Here is a 15,938-nt window from a genome sequence, read left to right on the forward strand (position 1 = left end):
ATTATCAATTAATCATTTCGGAAAATTCCTTTTCTCCGATAATCCGAACATTCAGTTTTTTGGCTTTCTCCAATTTACTGGGACCGGCTTCATCACCTGCAAGTAGGAAATTAGTCTTTGCGGAAACTCCGCTTTGATTTTTCCCACCGTGCTGCTCGATCAGTAGCTTGATTTCATCTCGGCTGAAATTAGAGAAAACACCTGAAACTACAAAAGTCTTCCCTTCCAGTTTGGCACTGAGCTTCTTGGGAATGGAGGAAGCCGACAATTCCAGCTGCAGCCCGGCTTTTTTCAAATCATGAATCAATTGACGGTTAGCCTTTTCTTTGAAGAATTCCAGAACACTTTCCGCAATTTTTTCTCCAATTTCTTCTACCTGTAAAAGTTCTTCAAGTCCTGCGGCTTCCAAAGCTTCAATGGATTTAAAATGCAGCGCAAGTTTTTTTGCCACTGTTTCCCCTACAAAACGAATTCCAATCGCATACAAAACCCGTTCAAATGGAACGGTTTTCGATTCTTCAATTCCGTTTAAAATTTTCTTTACAGATTTATCCTGGAGGCTTATTTTCTTAGCCTTCCCTCCTTCTTCCGGTTCAATGATTTTCTCCAGTCCGATCAGGGAATCGTAATCAAGCTTGTATAAATCTGAAGGAGTATGTATCAATTTGTTCTCAAAAAGCATTTCCACTTTTCCTTCGCCCAGACTGTCGATATTCATGGCTCTCCGACTGATAAAATGTTCTATCCTTCCTTTGATTTGAGGAGGACAGCCATTTGAATTCGGACAATAATGCAAAGCTTCACCTTCTCTGCGGATCAGACTTGTCTCGCATTCCGGGCATTCACTAATATAGTGTACCGGTCGGCTTGTATCAGCTCTTTTACTTAAATCTACAGCTGTGATTTTGGGAATAATCTCACCTCCTTTTTCTACAAAGACGTGATCTCCGATTCTCAGATCCAGTTTTTGAATCTGATCCGCATTGTGTAAAGTGGCACGTTTCACAGTAGTACCGGCAAGTTGGACCGGCTTTAAATTTGCAACAGGGGTGATTGCACCTGTACGACCAACCTGGTAACTGATGGAGATTAATTCCGTGGAAACACTTTCTGCCTTAAATTTATATGCAATCGCCCATCGCGGTGACTTAGCGGTAAAACCAAGATCACGTTGCTGGGCCAGAGAATTCACTTTGATTACAACACCATCAGTGTCATAGGGTAATTCATGTCTTTTGACATTCCATTTATTGAGAAATTCAAAAATTTCGTCCAGACTTTTACAAATTTTTGAATGTTCACTGATTTTAAAACCCCATTCTCCTGCTTTTTGCAAGGACTCAAAATGTGTTTTGAAATTAATGGAATCTCCAAGAACAAAATACAAATAGCAATCCAGTTTTCGTTTAGCCACAACCGCCGAATCCTGCATTTTAATAGTTCCTGAAGCGGCGTTTCTCGGATTCTTCAATAATCGTTCAGAAATTTCCACATCATCATAGCCATCTTCACGCAACTGACTTTCCATTTCTGAATTGATGCGATCAAAAGAAGAACGTGGCATAAAGATTTCACCACGAATCTCAAATTCATCCGGATAATCTCCTTTTTTAAGACGCAGCGGAATACTCTTTATGGTTTTTACATTGGCAGTAATATCATCGCCCTGAACACCATCACCTCGGGTAACTGCCTGGACCAATCTTCCATCACGATACGTGAGACCGATCGCGACTCCGTCAAATTTCAATTCGCATACATATTCAACATCGTCACCGGTTACTTTCCTTACACGTTCATCAAAATCACGGAGTTCATCCTCGGAATAGGTATTTCCGAGAGAAAGCATCGGATATTTGTGTTTGACCGCTTTGAACTCTTTTGTAACAGCTCCGCCTACCCTTTGGGTTGGCGAATCAGGAGAAGTAAACTGAGGGTACTCTTTTTCAAGTTTTATCAGCTCAAGAAGCAATTCGTCAAATTCAAAATCTGAAATGACGGGCTTTGACTCCACATAATATTTATAATTATGCTCATCAATCAAATGAGTCAATTGTTCGATTCGGTGTTTTGCCTGTTGTTCTGTCATTCTTTATTCTATTCAAAACGTATTGAATCCACTACATCTTATGCCTTACGCCCTCTCACCATTCTGTCTTTTCCCTGGAGATCTTTTTTACATTCAACATTTTCAAAACCATACTTTTTCATACACTCCATTACTTCAGCACCAAAAGCTTCGTTGATTTCAAAATAAAGATAAGCTCCGGGCTTCAACATCTTCTCCGCAAACTCTGAAATTTTTTTATAAAAGATCAGTGGATCCTGATCCGGTACAAATAATGCCAGATGAGGCTCAAATTCAGTCACACGTATATGCATTAATGATTTTTCACGCTGCAAAACATAAGGCGGATTACTTACAATCAGATCAAATTTTTGTTCCGCCAGTGCAGGATTTTCTCCTAACCATTGTTGCCACCGCAAAATATCACCTTGTACAAAAGATATGTCTACAGCCAGATTTTTTGCATTTGCAGAAGCAACCTCCAGGGCTTCCGGAGAAATGTCAATGGCAACACCGCGACTATTGGGAATACGTTTCCGTAAACTGATGGCAATGCAACCACTTCCGGTTCCTACTTCAAGGAATTGCAAAGGTAATGCGCCATCTTCCTTTTTCGATGTGGATTCAATCCAGCGAATCAGTTCTTCAGTTTCCTGTCTCGGAATGAGGACATGTTCATTCACCTTAAATTTCCACCCGTCAAACCAGGCATGTCCCAATATATATTGAACAGGCATTCCTCTTTGCAGATATCCGAGCAATTCATTCAGCCGCATCAGCTCTGACATGTGAAGTTTGCGGTCAGCCTGCAAAACAAGGTCCGTTCGTTTAAATTTTAATTCAGATTCCAAAATGAGAAAGATGACTTCTTCAAGTTCTTCTTTGGAATACAGTTCGCCGAGATCAACCCGGAATTTTGCAACAAGTTCTTTCAGCTTCATAGACAGCTCAAAAATACTCATCCGCTTCAATTCACAATCATTGTAGTAACATTTGTTTCCAATTAATTACTTTCGCAGGATGACATCGGATGAGATATTCATGCATCGTTGCCTGGAACTGGCTGAATCCGGACTGGGCAAAGTGGCGCCAAATCCAATGGTTGGAGCAGTGATTGTTCTGGACGGAAAGATTATTGGCGAGGGTTTTCATCAGGAGTTTGGTCAGGCACACGCTGAAGTGAATGCGATTAATGATGCTTTGAAAACCCATCCCGAATCAGTTTTCGCCAATGCAACCATGTATGTTAACCTGGAACCCTGCTCTCATCACGGAAAAACGCCTCCCTGTTGTGATCTGATTATTCAGAAAAAATTCAGGAAAGTAGTTGTCGGTATGCAGGATCCATTTTCACTGGTAAATGGCGAAGGAATTCGTAAATTATCAAATTCCGGAATTGATGTAATAAATGGTGTTTGTTCCAAAGAAGCAATGGAATTAAACCGACGATTCATTACTTTTCATACTGAAAAAAGACCGTACGTTATATTAAAATATGCAAAAAGTTTAGACGGTTATATCTCCCCTATAGAGCCAAATCCCGAAAACAGATGGATAACCAATTCCTACAGTAAAAAGCTGGTACACAAATGGAGAAGCGAAGAGATGGGAATCATGGTTGGGACAAAAACAGCATTGATAGATAACCCGGAGTTGAATGTTCGTGAATGGTCAGGTAAAGATCCTCTACGCATTGTTATTGATCGTTCTTTAAAATTACCCTCGCATCTTCATCTGATGAATGGGAAAATCCGAACCTTAATAATCAATGAGAAAGAAAACCGGGAATCGGGATTGAACGAATGGATTCAGGTTAATTTTAAAGAGTCAGTTATTCCCCAAATTTTGAAAATTCTTTTTGAACGAAATATTCAATCAGTAATTGTAGAAGGCGGACAATTGCTTTTGCAAAAATTTATCGACGCCGAAACATGGGACGAAGCACGTGTTTTTACCGGAAATAAATGGCTGGGTAAAGGAAAAACCGCTCCATTGATTGAAGGAAAGGTAATTTCTCAATATACCATTTCTGATGACACATTGGTGATACTGAGAAAATAAACTCTGTCTTTCATTTATTCTGACATTTCATCCAAAACTCAAGAACAGATTTATGGAATTATTGAAACAACTTTGCGCTATTGCCGCTCCTTCAGGTGATGAAGGTCACATGAATGAATTTTTATTGGATTACATCCGGAAAAACAATAACAAGTGGAAAGTTCAACCTGAAATTTATTGCGGAGAAGATTTCCAGGATTGCATTGTACTGATATTTGGTAAACCGAGAACTTCCATCTATGCGCATATAGATAATATTGGCTTCACAGTCAGATATTCAGATCAATTGGTAAAAATCGGCGGGCCACATCTCAAGAGCGGAACAAAGCTGGTTGGACAAGATAGTCAGGGTACGGTACAATGCGAAGTAGTCATTGATGACGAAAATCATCTTTTGTATAAAGGAGATCGCGAGATTGACAGAGGAACGAATCTATCGTATTTTCCCGATTGGAGAGAAGACGAAAGCAGCGTTCAATGTTGCTACATGGATAATCGTCTGGGAGTCTGGAATGCATTAAAAGTTTGTGAAACTCTTGAAAACGGGGCCGTTGTATTTTCTTGTTGGGAAGAACATGGTGGTGGAAGTGTTCCCTATCTTTCCAGATTTCTTTTTGAAAAATACGGAATTCGAAAAGCGCTTATCAGTGATATCACATGGATTACGGAAGGAGTTCATGCCGGTAAAGGAGTAGTTATCTCCATGCGTGATACAGGTTTACCCAGAAGAAAATTTTTAAATCAAATTATTCAACACGCGCAGAAAAGCGGAATTCCTTTTCAGCTGGAAGTTGAAGGGTCCGGAGGAAGCGATGGTACTGAATTGCAAAAACAGCCCTACCCGATCGACTGGTGTTTCATTGGTGCCGCGGAAGAAAATGTGCATAGTCCGGATGAAAAGGTAAATAAAAAGGATATTACTGCAATGGTGGATCTTTATAAGTATCTGATGAAGGTCTTATAATAATTTTGGTTAAATCTTTTTTCACTACTGACCGGAATCATTCCTTTACTTGCCTTTCTGCAAGTGTATATATATTATATATCAAAATATTTCCCGATTGACTTTCTAAAATCTTCCGGAGCAGGACAAGGACGATTTGTTTTTCGATTGATGAAAACGAGGGTTGTGCTTGCTGAATTTAACAAGACTTCTTTTTCGTTGTATGTATCATATTCAAAATGAATACGTGCCTGAGGCATTACACGTATTGTTGTTCGAATGGTTAATACATCATCGTAAAAAGCAGGTTTAAAATATTTCACGGAAAAATCCAAGACAGGTAGCATCACACCATCTTCTTCCAGTTTCTTATAGCTAAAACCAAGGCTGCGTAATGCTTCTACGCGGGCCACTTCAAAATAAGCGGCGTAGTTTCCATAGTAAACATAACCCATTTGATCAGTTTCTGCATAGCGCACTCTCACCTGTACTTCGCTCGTATACATTGCAAATAAATTTTTCTGTGAAGATAAAAATGGAATTAAAATTCTTTATCATTGTTGAGTAATTTACAAAAATGATTTTGGTCCATCGGAATTTATTGCTTTTCGCGCTGACCATTACCCTGTTAACCGGTTGTTCTACAAAAGTCAGTTTACAAAAAACAGAAACAAAGGAATATGCATTTTCAAAAGATGGAAATGCTGACATTGATTCTGTACTTGATAAAAGAATCCGGCCTTACAGGGAGAAAATGTCGGGCGATATGAGTATCGTACTTGCAGAGAGTGTGCATCCTCTGGAGAAAGCCACTCCTGAAAGCAGACTGGGAAATCTGGTTTCAGATGCATGTATGTTGCAATGTACTCAGCGTTACAGCCCGGCAGATGGCAAGGCTCCGGATTTCCTGGTGCTGAACAATGGAGGTTTGAGAAAAGGATTGCCGAAAGGAAATATTACGAAGGGCGATGTATACGAATTGATGCCTTTTGAAAATGAATTGGTAGTTTTAACAATGAATGGTGAAAGTGTCAAAAAAATTTTTAACTTCATCGCTTCCAAAGACGGAGCACCTGTTTCAGGTACCCGTTTTCAGATTCAGGATAAGCACGCAATAAACATTACAATCCAGGGAGCACCATTTGATTCCAGCAAAACATACAAAGTAGTCACTTCTGATTATCTTGCAAACGGTGGCGATCAATTCTCAATGTTTTCAGAGTCCACCTTGCGGGAATCAACCGGATTGAAAGTTAGAGACGCGATTATTCAGTATTTATACATCCAGGGAAAAACAGAACAAAAAATTTCTGTTGAGCCCGATGGCAGAATCAGCTATGTCAAGTAGAAGAACCTTCATACGAAATCTTGCAGGCAGCGCGGCACTAATCGGTTTGACCGGTATTCCGTCGGAGCTCTGGGCTCGTCATGAACTCGTTAAACTGACGATCCTACATACCAACGATGTGCATAGCCGAATTGATCCTTTTCCTGACAATGATCCGAAATACCCGGGAATGGCAGGTGTTGCAAGACGTTCAGCCCTGATCCGGAAGATTCGTGCGGAAGAAAAAAATGTCCTGCTTCTGGATTCAGGTGATATTTTTCAGGGTACACCCTACTTCAATTTGTATGGTGGAGAACTGGAACTTAGTCTGATGAGTGATATGGGCTATGACGCGGCGACAATCGGCAACCATGATTTTGATAATGGAATTGACGGATTGATAAAACAAATGCCACATGCAAATTTTCCATTCGTAAACGCAAATTATGATTTTTCTGATACCGCATTGAACGGAAAAATCATACCTTACAAAATATTTCAGAAAGGAGGCCTGAACATTGGCGTCTTCGGACTTGGTATCGAACTCCAGGGACTGGTAGACGCAAAACTTTACGGAAACACACGCTACACCGACCCGGTGACAAAAGCAAACGCGACTGCACAGTTGTTAAAACACGAAATGAATTGCCAGCTGGTAATCTGTTTGTCTCACCTGGGTTACAAATACAACGAGAAAAAAATTTCAGATGAAATTCTTGCTCAGCAAACTTCAAACATTGATCTTATCCTGGGTGGACACACTCATACATTCCTGGATGAACCTGTATCGTATAAAAACACTGACGGAAAACAAGTACTCGTTGCACAGGTAGGCTGGGCAGGTATTCGTTTGGGTCGTGTCGACTTCTACTACAATGTACATTCCGGAAAAAAAGAATCATTCGGCTCAAGTGTAAAAATTTCTAGAAAAACAATAGCCGTTTAATTTTTTTTTTATTTTTTTTTGAAGAATCTTTGTTAGCGAATTTCAGTACTCAATATCACTAAGAAATTCCTCTTTCGAGGGAAAGGGAACACAAATTGGAAAACGAAACACAACCATTAAAAAAAATTTTCTTGGAGACAACTATGGAGAAAACTTGCGAGAGTGTTTGGAAAAAATGTCTGCAGATCATTAAGGACAACGTAAGTGCTCAAAGTTTTAAAACCTGGTTCGAACCTATCAAACCTGTTAAGCTGGAAGGCAAAATTCTGACCATCGAAGTGCCCAGTCAGTTTTTCTACGAATGGCTCGAAGAACACTACATCACCCTGCTTCGCAAAACAATCCGTCAGCAACTCGGTACGGAAGGCCGTCTCGAGTACAGTATCGTGATGGAGCACGCGAATGCGGATGCAAAACCTTACACTGTGAAAATCCCTACCCGGACTCATGGTGATCTGAAAAACAGTCCTGTAACTGTACCGCTGAATGCAAACAGCAACAGTACGATCCGGAATCCATTCATCATTCCCGGTCTGAAAAAGGTAAACGTTGAATCTCAACTGAATCCAAACTACACCTTTGAGAATTTCATCGAAGGTGATTGTAACAGACTTGCACGATCTGCCGGTTACGCGGTTTCAAACAAGCCTGGTGGCACTTCTTTTAATCCATTACTGATCTACGGTGGCGTTGGAATGGGAAAAACCCACCTCGCGCACGCGATTGGTATTGAAATTAAAAATCAACATCCCGGGAAAACAGTTCTTTACGTTTCTTCTGAAAAATTTACGCATCAATTTATTGATGCCGTAAAAAATAACGAGCAAAACGATTTCGTACATTTTTATCAAATGATTGATGTACTGATCCTCGATGATATCCAGTTTTTTGCAGGTAAAGAAAAGACTCAGGATGTGTTTTTCCATGTGTTCAATCACCTCCATCAGACCGGTAAACAACTTATCCTTACATCGGATAAAGCCCCTGTGGATCTGCAAGGTATGGAACAGCGCTTGCTCAGTCGCTTTAAGTGGGGACTGGCTGCGGATCTTCAAATGCCCGACCTCGAAACACGTATCGCTATCCTGAATAAGAAGATGTACCTGGATGGAATTGAACTTCCAAAGGACATCGTGGAATACATCGCCTACTCCATCACTTCCAATGTTCGTGAGCTGGAAGGTGCATTGATTTCAATCCTTGCACAGGCTTCCCTGAACAAAAAAGCGGTTACTCTGGAGCTTGCCAAACAGATGATCGACAAATTCGTGAAAAATACTACTCACGAAGTTTCTATCGATTACATCCAAAAAGTTGTTTGTGACTATTTTGACCTTCCAATCGAAATGTTGAAGTCAAAGACCCGCAAACGCCAGGTTGTTCAGGCACGCCAGATTGCCATGTATTTCGCCAAGAATATGACCAAGTCATCTCTGAGCAGTATTGGTGCTCATTGTGGCGGAAAAGACCACGCTACAGTGCTTCACGCCTGCCGGACCGTCAATAACCTCATTGAAACTGATAAGAAGTTTAAAGCAAGTGTTCTTGAGCTTCAGAAGAAGATCAGCATCAACGGAAAATAGTTCGTTTAACCAAAACCAAACATTAGCCGCCCTGAGCTTTCAGGGCGGCTTTTTTTATACCCGGACGGCCGGCAGGATGAATTGCTTATACAAGTGGTCTCATGACTCTATCCGATCCGAATAAGTTAAAATTTAAAGAGTCGATCCTGTCCAAAAAAAATTAATTTTGTTCAGCCAACATGCTATGAAGATCACTGAAGTAAGCTCCGCAAAGGACGAAAAAGATTTCCTCAACATCAGCCGTAAAATTTATGCGGATGATCCGAATTGGGCTATGCCTTTGGAAAAAGATATAAAAGCTGTTTTTGACCCGGCACAAAACAAGTTTTTTCGCCATGGTCAATGCACACGATTCGTACTTCGCGATGATCAGGGTGAATGTATTGGAAGAATCGCCGCTTTTATCAATGATAAATTAGCCAAAAGAGAACATCCCTATACCGGAGGTATTGGCTTCTTTGAATGTATCAACGACCAAAAAGCTGCTCACTTGCTTTTTGAAACCGGAAAAAAATGGCTTGAAGAAAGAGGCATGGAAGCTATGGATGGCCCGATAAATTTCGGGGAACGAGATAGCTGGTGGGGTTTGATTACGGAGGGGTTCACTCCTACTCCTTATAAGATGAATTATAACAGACCTTATTATAAAGAACTGTTTGAGTCCTATGGATTCAAGACATACTTTGAACAATGGTGTTATTCGCTCAAAGTCATGAGCAAGTTGTTGCCAAAATTTTATGAAAGACATCTGAATGTAAAAAGTAATCCGGATTACCAGGCTCGACATCTCAGGAAAAAAGATCTGGAAAAATATGCAGAAGATTTCAGGACAGTATACAATAAAGCATGGGGCAACAAGCATGGTGCCGGGAAGGATCTGGAAAAAAAGCAGGTCCAGAAATTTTTTAAATCCATGAAACCTGTCATCGATGAAAAAGTCATCTGGTATGTGTATTACAAGAATGAACCAATAGCCATGTGGGTCAATCTCCCGGATATCAACCAAATCTTTGCCCGTTTCAAAGGGAAATTTGGTTGGATCCAAAAACTTCAGTTCATTCTTCTTTTGAAACGAAGAAAAACCAAAAAATTCATCGGACTGGTTTTTGGAATTGTACCTGAATTTCAGGGCAAAGGAATTGACAGCTTTATGATTGTTGAAGGAGCCGCACTCATACAGAAAGAAAAACTCTACGACGATTTTGAAATGCAATGGATCGGAGATTTCAATCCCAAAATGATCAGTATCGCTGAAAATCTGGGAACGTACAAAAGCAGGACACTGGTTACTTACCGTTTTCTATTTGACAGAACAGCAGAATTCAAGCGTCATCCGATGATTTGAATAGATAGGTTGCCTGATTGAAAAAATAGATCAGGGTTTAAAATGCTCTATGATTGGCTGCTGTGTTAATGGATCTTTTCCGGTAATTTCTATATCCACAATATTGGGAAACCAAAAAGTACCGCCATCCAGATAAATAAAGATCCTTTTTAATTCTGCCATCTTCCCGTTGATGGAAACAAATGCTTTGTATTTTTTTCCGTCAGCATCTCCAATGAGATAAAATTTCTTTTTCTCATAGGACACAAAATTCAATACAAATTGTCCGGGATGCCCTTTCACAGGTGTTGCCTGAATTCCGTATGCATAGCGGCGTTGCACATAATTCAAATCCGTACGTGAACTGTCAGTAGCGTATTGCAGCCAGTAAATTTTAACAGGATCCTCGAGGTTGATTTTGCCTGAAGGCAAATAATTGGTTTCGTATACAATTGAATTGGTATTCTTACTCCTTTGGACATAAAATAAACTGTGGTCTGTTTGAGGAGGTACGGGATAACTTGCTGCCAAAGCGCTTCTCGAACTAATTGTATTGTCAGCCATGCTCCAATTGATCCCACATGGAAATATAAATAGTAAGCTTAGGATCAGGTATCTTAACATGGATCGGATTAAAGTATTGCAATCATATACGAAGTCGAATGGCTTAAGTTCTGATTTTCGATGATCCCGATCCTCTGAAAAAAAAGAAAATTGATCGATGTAAAATTTAATTATGCTAGTGTATCAGTAATCTCAGAATCTTTTCCGGATTGGTGTCCTCGACAGGACTCGAACCTGTGGCCCGCTGATTAAGAGTCAGCTGCTCTACCAACTGAGCTACGAAGACAATTAAAAGGAAAAAAAAAGGAACCATACAGTTCCTTTTTTTGTTTTCAGTGATCCCGCTGGGACTCGAACCCAGGACCCATACATTAAAAGTGTATTGCTCTACCAGCTGAGCTACGGAATCCTACTTGTTTAAAGCGGGTGCAAAAATAGGATTATTCGGGAATCTGCAATAGTTTGTGGAAAAATATTTCAAATTTACTAAGTTTTCAGGCATTCATGGGTGATTGCTTCATACGTTTGATTCTCAGGCTGAAACAGTTCAATTCTTCCTGGAGTCCGGATGTCTTCAACAGTTGCATTAATAGGTTATTCAAAAAAAATGTAAGTACACTGAAATGGCCCGGCATTTTTTCCTCAAAATATGATTCTGAACAATCAAAAGAGAGGGAAATATTACCTTTAGAAGACCAACTTCCATCCAATATCTATGAAACCCACACTTCTTGGTGTTCATTGTTCAATTAGTGGCGGACTTCATAATGCATTTGAAGAAGCGAACGCATTAGGCATTGATACTTTTCAGATTTTTACACAAAATCAACGACAATGGATTAACAAATCCATCGATAAAGAACAGGCCTCACAATTTGAAGCTGCCTGGAAATCCAGTAAGGTCAAAATAGTGTTTTCACATTGCTCCTATTTGTTGAATCTCGCCAGTGAAGATCCTGAATTGAGAAGAAAATCTGTAGACGCGTTGACCGGAGAAGTTCACAGATGCCATGACCTCGGGCTTTCCTTTTGTGTACTGCATCCGGGTGCTGCTAAAAGTCAGTCACCGGAAATTGCAATAGAAAACATTATACATGGACTAAAGCATGTTTTGAAAAGTACAGCTCATTCGCATGTAAAAATTCTTCTGGAGAATACAGCCGGTCAGGGATCAAGCGTTGGTCACTCTTTTGAACAGCTTGGAAAAATGTTGCATGGTGCTTCATCCTCTCGAATAGGAATTTGTTTTGATACGTGTCATGCATTTGCCGCAGGTTATGATCTGCGTACCCGGACCGCATTCGAAGAAACCATATCGGAATTTGAAAAGCACATCGGACTGAGTCACCTTCAGGCCATTCATCTGAATGATTCCAAAGGAGAATTGGGCTGTAAAACAGATCGACACGAACATATTGGAAAAGGAAAAATTGGAATCGAAGCCTTCAAACTCGCTTTAAAACATTTTGCAAAACTTCCAAAAGTTCTCGAAACAGATAAAGAGGATGATATGGACAGAAAGAACTTGGATATACTGAGGAGCCTGGATTAGGGTTCGATGTTCAAGGTTTATAACGGTTTCAAGATAGCACTAACCACCAAGCACTAAGCACTAACCACTAACAACTAACCACTAAGCACTAAAAAAAAAATGAAAGTAAAACGCGCAAGTACACCTGAAGAAATCCTGAAATGTTTCGATGCGATTCATTCGCTTCGTCCAAAGATGACAAGAGAAAACATTGTTGAGAGAATCACAGGGATGATGTCTGAAGGATATATATTAATATATGTAGAAGACGATGGAAAAGTTCCCTGCTTTTGTGGGTACAGGTATGCAAACCTCCTGGCTTGGGGAAAAGCGATATACATTGACGATCTCGGAACAGTTGCTGAAGGAAGAGGAAAGGGTTATGCTTCCGCTCTGTTGGATTACGTATTTGATGAAGCGAGAAAAAATAGTTGTGAGCAAATTCATCTTGACTCCGGCTGTTTTCCGGAGCGCTATGATGCCCATCGATTGTATCTGAACAAAGGATTCAACATTGTTTCTCACCATTTTACGTATAAATTTAAATGAGCCAAAGGGCAGAAAAGCCTCATTTTACCTGATATTTTAAAGGAAAAATGAATTTTCACTACCATTCAAAATAAAAAATATCAATTAACAATAAACGATTTAAACCATTGCCTGTCCCGGGGGTCTTAAGCTCATAAAATCACAATTCTAAAAAACCCCATTACAAAAACATTTTAAAAATGAGCAAGACAAAAAATCTTCTTTCCTTACTGACAATTGGTATTGCCGTGTCAGCTATGACAATGATGAGTGGTTGCAGAAAAGAAAACAACAATTTATCTGACAACAAAGACGACTTTTCAAGCTCTGCCGCGGATCTTGGACAAACAGAAAACATTTATTCTGATGTGGACAATATGGTAGCGCAGGCTTCAACATCCACTACCGGTGGCATTGACCAGCGTACCGGTGCTCCTGCGGAAGATCTTCAGTTCAATTTTACGGGATGCGCATTAGTAACCAGAGACACTGTGAATCATACATTAACAATTGATTTCGGTACGGGTTGTACCGGTCATGATGGCCGACTGCGCAGTGGTAAAGTGATTGTTACTTACACCGGAGGAGGCTATTTCACTCCGGGAGCTTCCTGGGTAGTTACTTTTGACAATTACTTTGTGAATGGCCGTCATATCGAAGGAACCAGAACTGTTACCAACAACGGCTTTAATACATCCGGAAACATGAACTGGAGCATCAATGCTGTAAACATGAAAGTTACACGTCCTGACGGCACGTGGAGAACATGGAACAGTCAGCGTACCCGTGAAATGATCCAGGGATATGGTGACAGTTTGTATGTCAACGACATTTACAAAGTAAATGGCACTGCCAATTCCACCAATAATTCCGGTGATGTATTCAGCGCAGTGATAACAGATCTTATCCGCGACAATTCATGCTATTGGATCACCAGCGGTACGATCGCCATCACTCCTTCAAGCGGAATAGTGCGCACAATTGATTTCGGAAACGGAAGCTGCGATGATCTTGCTACAGTCACTAAGAATGGAAATACAGTGAGCTTCCATCTTCGTCCCTGAATAATAAAATAATAAAAAAGAAAAAGCTCACCGGAATTGTCCTGTGAGCTTTTTCATTATAAAGTTTTGTGAGTTTTAATTGATCCCCGGATCCTCAGGGAAATTGTTCAGGATTCCGTATACGTGACCCATTTTCCGAAGTACACTTCCCCAGACCACTGTTGGTTCTTCAAGCAATGTGCTGTATTGATCAGCTTCAGTAATCCACCAGTTTTCTGATTTTATTTCTTCTTCCAGTTGCTTGGAATCCCATGCTGAATATCCCGCAAGGAATTTTATCTGATCCGGCAAAATCTCACCGGCTTCGATCATCATTTTTAATTGCTGATAATTTCCTCCCCAGTATACACCCTCTGCAATTTTGTGACTCCCCTCCAATGCGGGAACGGAATGCACATAATAAATAGAATCCAAACGTAAAGATCCGCCCCAATATACAGGAGCATCGAATTCAGGGAAATCATCCAATGCCTCGTGGATCAATAAAGGTGTAGGTTTATTGATGATAAATCCGATGGAACCTTTCTTGGTATGCTGACTGATCAGCACCACAGAACGTTTAAATGTTGGCTCAGGGTTAAAAGGCTCAGAGATCAGCAAGGCGCCTACTTTCGGTTTAGGTTTCCGACTGCTCTTCTTGGCCATGTTGGTTTACGTTTATATTGCTTTAACTAAAATTGGATACAAAAGTTCCAGTACAAACGCCTGAAAGCAGTTTGTCTTATTAAAAACCAATAAAAAATTAATTGAGAATAAGTATCTTCTTGTTAATCAGTATATTATCTGATTTCAAGGAAAGGAAATAAAGACCAGGATTTTTCAATAAAAAAGCTGGAATCTCAAGTTCTGACCTTCCCGGCGGGTAAAAATTCATCCCGGAATCCCAGATGACTTTTCCGGTAATATCGCTCAGCTGCAGGTTTGCATAAGCTGAATGTGTTGTTTGAAAAGTAATTTTCCCATGATCCTGAATTGGATTTGGATACACATTCAGGTTAAAGACAGAAGTATTTTGTTCTTCTATTCCGCTAGTCGGACCGATATCAAACCATGCATATACCGGTAAATGATCAGAAGAGTAATACAAAGCATTCGCCACGTTTGTGGGAACAGCGGTATTGGTGCCATAGTTCACAGACTGATCGTAATGGTTTCCGTCGTTTCCCATCGGTGTGAGCGAACCGGGTTGATAATAAATACCTGTGGGTTCAGTTACAGCACGAGAAAGTAAAATCATATCAAAGCGATCATTCATACCTCCGTATGAACCACCGCCAAGGGAATTTAATCTTGTCGACTGAGTGTGATAAATACTGTAAACCGGATCGTTCCAGGTGCCTGTCATGATTAGCGGATCATAAAACCTGCCATCAGTACCAGCATGCGGCTGAAGAAGTTTCTGATAAGCGCTTTCATAGTCGCCATAGATATTAAAATCACCACATACTATAAAGTTAGTTCCGGCTGGCAGCTGATCAGTAACCGCCCGAAGATCGTCCACCTCCCCTGCTCTTTGCAACTCATTGGAAGTTCCACTGCTCGCTTTAAGATGAACAGCATAAATCAGAATTGTATCGTCCGTCGCTTTGAAGACAAGTGTAAATTGACTGATGTCTCTGAGCGATGTTGTAATCCGGACGTTACTCACAAACCGAAAAAGTGAATCCTTGTAAAAGATGCCATTGTTCGTATCCTGTCCCTGAATATAAGTTCCCTGACGGTATACAGGACCATTGGCATTCATCACACTATTCAGAAACCAGGTGGTACTATAAGTCGAAGTATTTTCTTCTGTGACCAGAATATCCGGTTCTTCGTATTGCACAACTGTACGGTAATCAGGACAGCGATCGGTACTATCCTGTGTTGCCGAACTGGTATTCGGCCAGTTGAGCAGATTCCAGCACATGATTTTCACAGATGAAATCTGTGCAATCGCTGGCAAAGAAATCAGTGCCATACCGGCAAAGAAGAAAAAGAAACGTATGAGCCTTGGCAT

15 protein-coding genes and 2 tRNA genes are annotated in these 15,938 nt (G+C 40.4%); 9 read left to right on the top strand and 8 right to left on the bottom strand.

Annotated elements, in window-relative coordinates:
• Positions 1-4: 4 nt before the first annotated feature.
• Together ligA and prmC are read right to left on the bottom strand one after the other, a co-directional pair.
• A complete protein-coding gene (ligA, locus tag IPP86_14750) occupies positions 5-2,089 on the bottom strand; it encodes an NAD-dependent DNA ligase LigA (GenBank protein ID MBL0139764.1) in 2,085 nt (694 codons plus the stop codon).
• 38 nt (positions 2,090-2,127) lie between these two features.
• Positions 2,128-3,009, bottom strand: a complete 882-nt coding sequence (gene prmC / locus IPP86_14755) for a peptide chain release factor N(5)-glutamine methyltransferase (protein MBL0139765.1) — start codon at positions 3,007-3,009, stop codon at positions 2,128-2,130.
• A 79-nt stretch (positions 3,010-3,088) separates the two neighbouring features.
• On the opposite strand from prmC, the gene ribD reads away from it, so the two are divergent.
• Positions 3,089-4,129 (top strand): bifunctional diaminohydroxyphosphoribosylaminopyrimidine deaminase/5-amino-6-(5-phosphoribosylamino)uracil reductase RibD, encoded by a 1,041-nt coding sequence (gene ribD, locus IPP86_14760; GenBank protein ID MBL0139766.1) that lies wholly within the window; start codon positions 3,089-3,091, stop codon positions 4,127-4,129.
• 52 nt (positions 4,130-4,181) lie between these two features.
• Positions 4,182-5,093: a M20/M25/M40 family metallo-hydrolase gene (locus IPP86_14765; protein ID MBL0139767.1), complete on the top strand. Its 912-nt coding sequence runs from the start codon at positions 4,182-4,184 to the stop codon at positions 5,091-5,093.
• A 74-nt stretch (positions 5,094-5,167) separates the two neighbouring features.
• Here the strand turns inward: IPP86_14765 and IPP86_14770 are convergent, their stop codons facing one another.
• A complete protein-coding gene (locus tag IPP86_14770; GenBank protein MBL0139768.1) occupies positions 5,168-5,578 on the bottom strand; it encodes an acyl-CoA thioesterase in 411 nt (136 codons plus the stop codon).
• 71 nt (positions 5,579-5,649) lie between these two features.
• On the opposite strand from IPP86_14770, the gene IPP86_14775 reads away from it, so the two are divergent.
• The 4 genes from IPP86_14775 to IPP86_14790 all read left to right on the top strand — a co-directional run bounded on the left by IPP86_14775 (position 5,650) and on the right by IPP86_14790 (position 10,273).
• Positions 5,650-6,420 (top strand): 5'-nucleotidase C-terminal domain-containing protein, encoded by a 771-nt coding sequence (locus IPP86_14775; protein MBL0139769.1) that lies wholly within the window; start codon positions 5,650-5,652, stop codon positions 6,418-6,420.
• Positions 6,395-7,345 carry a metallophosphatase gene (locus IPP86_14780; GenBank protein ID MBL0139770.1) on the top strand — a complete coding sequence of 317 codons (951 nt, stop codon included), beginning with the start codon at positions 6,395-6,397 and terminating at the stop codon, positions 7,343-7,345. The genes IPP86_14775 and IPP86_14780 overlap by 26 nt, the downstream gene beginning before the upstream one ends.
• Before the next feature lie 143 nt (positions 7,346-7,488).
• A complete protein-coding gene (dnaA, locus tag IPP86_14785; protein ID MBL0139771.1) occupies positions 7,489-8,928 on the top strand; it encodes a chromosomal replication initiator protein DnaA in 1,440 nt (479 codons plus the stop codon).
• 184 nt (positions 8,929-9,112) lie between these two features.
• A complete protein-coding gene (locus tag IPP86_14790; protein MBL0139772.1) occupies positions 9,113-10,273 on the top strand; it encodes a hypothetical protein in 1,161 nt (386 codons plus the stop codon).
• Positions 10,274-10,303: 30 nt separating this feature from the next.
• Here IPP86_14790 and IPP86_14795 read toward each other — a convergent pair whose 3' ends face one another.
• The 3 genes from IPP86_14795 to IPP86_14805 form a co-directional block, all read right to left on the bottom strand.
• Entirely contained in the window at positions 10,304-10,816 is a 513-nt protein-coding gene (locus tag IPP86_14795) for a DUF4833 domain-containing protein (protein MBL0139773.1), read from the bottom strand.
• A gap of 210 nt (positions 10,817-11,026) precedes the next feature.
• Positions 11,027-11,102 (bottom strand) — tRNA-Lys (locus IPP86_14800).
• 50 nt (positions 11,103-11,152) lie between these two features.
• Positions 11,153-11,225, bottom strand: a tRNA-Lys gene (locus tag IPP86_14805).
• 306 nt (positions 11,226-11,531) lie between these two features.
• Between IPP86_14805 and IPP86_14810 the strand changes: the two genes are divergently transcribed.
• From IPP86_14810 to IPP86_14820, 3 genes are all read left to right on the top strand, one after another.
• Positions 11,532-12,368 (top strand): deoxyribonuclease IV, encoded by an 837-nt coding sequence (locus tag IPP86_14810; GenBank protein ID MBL0139774.1) that lies wholly within the window; start codon positions 11,532-11,534, stop codon positions 12,366-12,368.
• A 99-nt stretch (positions 12,369-12,467) separates the two neighbouring features.
• Positions 12,468-12,896: a GNAT family N-acetyltransferase gene (locus IPP86_14815; GenBank protein MBL0139775.1), complete on the top strand. Its 429-nt coding sequence runs from the start codon at positions 12,468-12,470 to the stop codon at positions 12,894-12,896.
• 179 nt (positions 12,897-13,075) lie between these two features.
• Positions 13,076-13,939, top strand: a complete 864-nt coding sequence (locus tag IPP86_14820) for a hypothetical protein (protein MBL0139776.1) — start codon at positions 13,076-13,078, stop codon at positions 13,937-13,939.
• Positions 13,940-14,014: 75 nt separating this feature from the next.
• Here the strand turns inward: IPP86_14820 and IPP86_14825 are convergent, their stop codons facing one another.
• Positions 14,015-14,584 carry a YqgE/AlgH family protein gene (locus tag IPP86_14825; protein MBL0139777.1) on the bottom strand — a complete coding sequence of 190 codons (570 nt, stop codon included), beginning with the start codon at positions 14,582-14,584 and terminating at the stop codon, positions 14,015-14,017.
• Positions 14,585-14,681: 97 nt separating this feature from the next.
• Positions 14,682-15,938, bottom strand: a complete 1,257-nt coding sequence (locus IPP86_14830; GenBank protein ID MBL0139778.1) for a T9SS type A sorting domain-containing protein — start codon at positions 15,936-15,938, stop codon at positions 14,682-14,684.

It is taken from the genome of Bacteroidota bacterium, from assembly GCA_016720935.1.
In the GTDB taxonomy this organism is placed as follows: Bacteria; Bacteroidota; Bacteroidia; order AKYH767-A; family 2013-40CM-41-45; genus JADKJP01.

What these genes read in the sequence shown, in the direction of transcription:
- dnaA (MBL0139771.1), top strand. Translation starts at nt 7,489, where the DNA reads ATGGAGAAAACTTGCGAGAGTGTTTGGAAAAAATGTCTGCAGATCATT.
- IPP86_14825 (MBL0139777.1), bottom strand. Translation starts at nt 14,584, where the DNA reads ATGGCCAAGAAGAGCAGTCGGAAACCTAAACCGAAAGTAGGCGCCTTG.
- IPP86_14815 (MBL0139775.1), top strand. Translation starts at nt 12,468, where the DNA reads ATGAAAGTAAAACGCGCAAGTACACCTGAAGAAATCCTGAAATGTTTC.
- IPP86_14780 (MBL0139770.1), top strand. Translation starts at nt 6,395, where the DNA reads ATGGCAGAATCAGCTATGTCAAGTAGAAGAACCTTCATACGAAATCTT.
- IPP86_14770 (MBL0139768.1), bottom strand. Translation starts at nt 5,578, where the DNA reads ATGTATACGAGCGAAGTACAGGTGAGAGTGCGCTATGCAGAAACTGAT.
- IPP86_14830 (MBL0139778.1), bottom strand. Translation starts at nt 15,938, where the DNA reads ATGCCAAGGCTCATACGTTTCTTTTTCTTCTTTGCCGGTATGGCACTG.
- IPP86_14775 (MBL0139769.1), top strand. Translation starts at nt 5,650, where the DNA reads ATGATTTTGGTCCATCGGAATTTATTGCTTTTCGCGCTGACCATTACC.
- ligA (MBL0139764.1), bottom strand. Translation starts at nt 2,089, where the DNA reads ATGACAGAACAACAGGCAAAACACCGAATCGAACAATTGACTCATTTG.
- prmC (MBL0139765.1), bottom strand. Translation starts at nt 3,009, where the DNA reads ATGAAGCTGAAAGAACTTGTTGCAAAATTCCGGGTTGATCTCGGCGAA.
- IPP86_14820 (MBL0139776.1), top strand. Translation starts at nt 13,076, where the DNA reads ATGAGCAAGACAAAAAATCTTCTTTCCTTACTGACAATTGGTATTGCC.
- IPP86_14810 (MBL0139774.1), top strand. Translation starts at nt 11,532, where the DNA reads ATGAAACCCACACTTCTTGGTGTTCATTGTTCAATTAGTGGCGGACTT.
- ribD (MBL0139766.1), top strand. Translation starts at nt 3,089, where the DNA reads ATGACATCGGATGAGATATTCATGCATCGTTGCCTGGAACTGGCTGAA.
- IPP86_14795 (MBL0139773.1), bottom strand. Translation starts at nt 10,816, where the DNA reads ATGGCTGACAATACAATTAGTTCGAGAAGCGCTTTGGCAGCAAGTTAT.
- IPP86_14765 (MBL0139767.1), top strand. Translation starts at nt 4,182, where the DNA reads ATGGAATTATTGAAACAACTTTGCGCTATTGCCGCTCCTTCAGGTGAT.
- IPP86_14790 (MBL0139772.1), top strand. Translation starts at nt 9,113, where the DNA reads ATGAAGATCACTGAAGTAAGCTCCGCAAAGGACGAAAAAGATTTCCTC.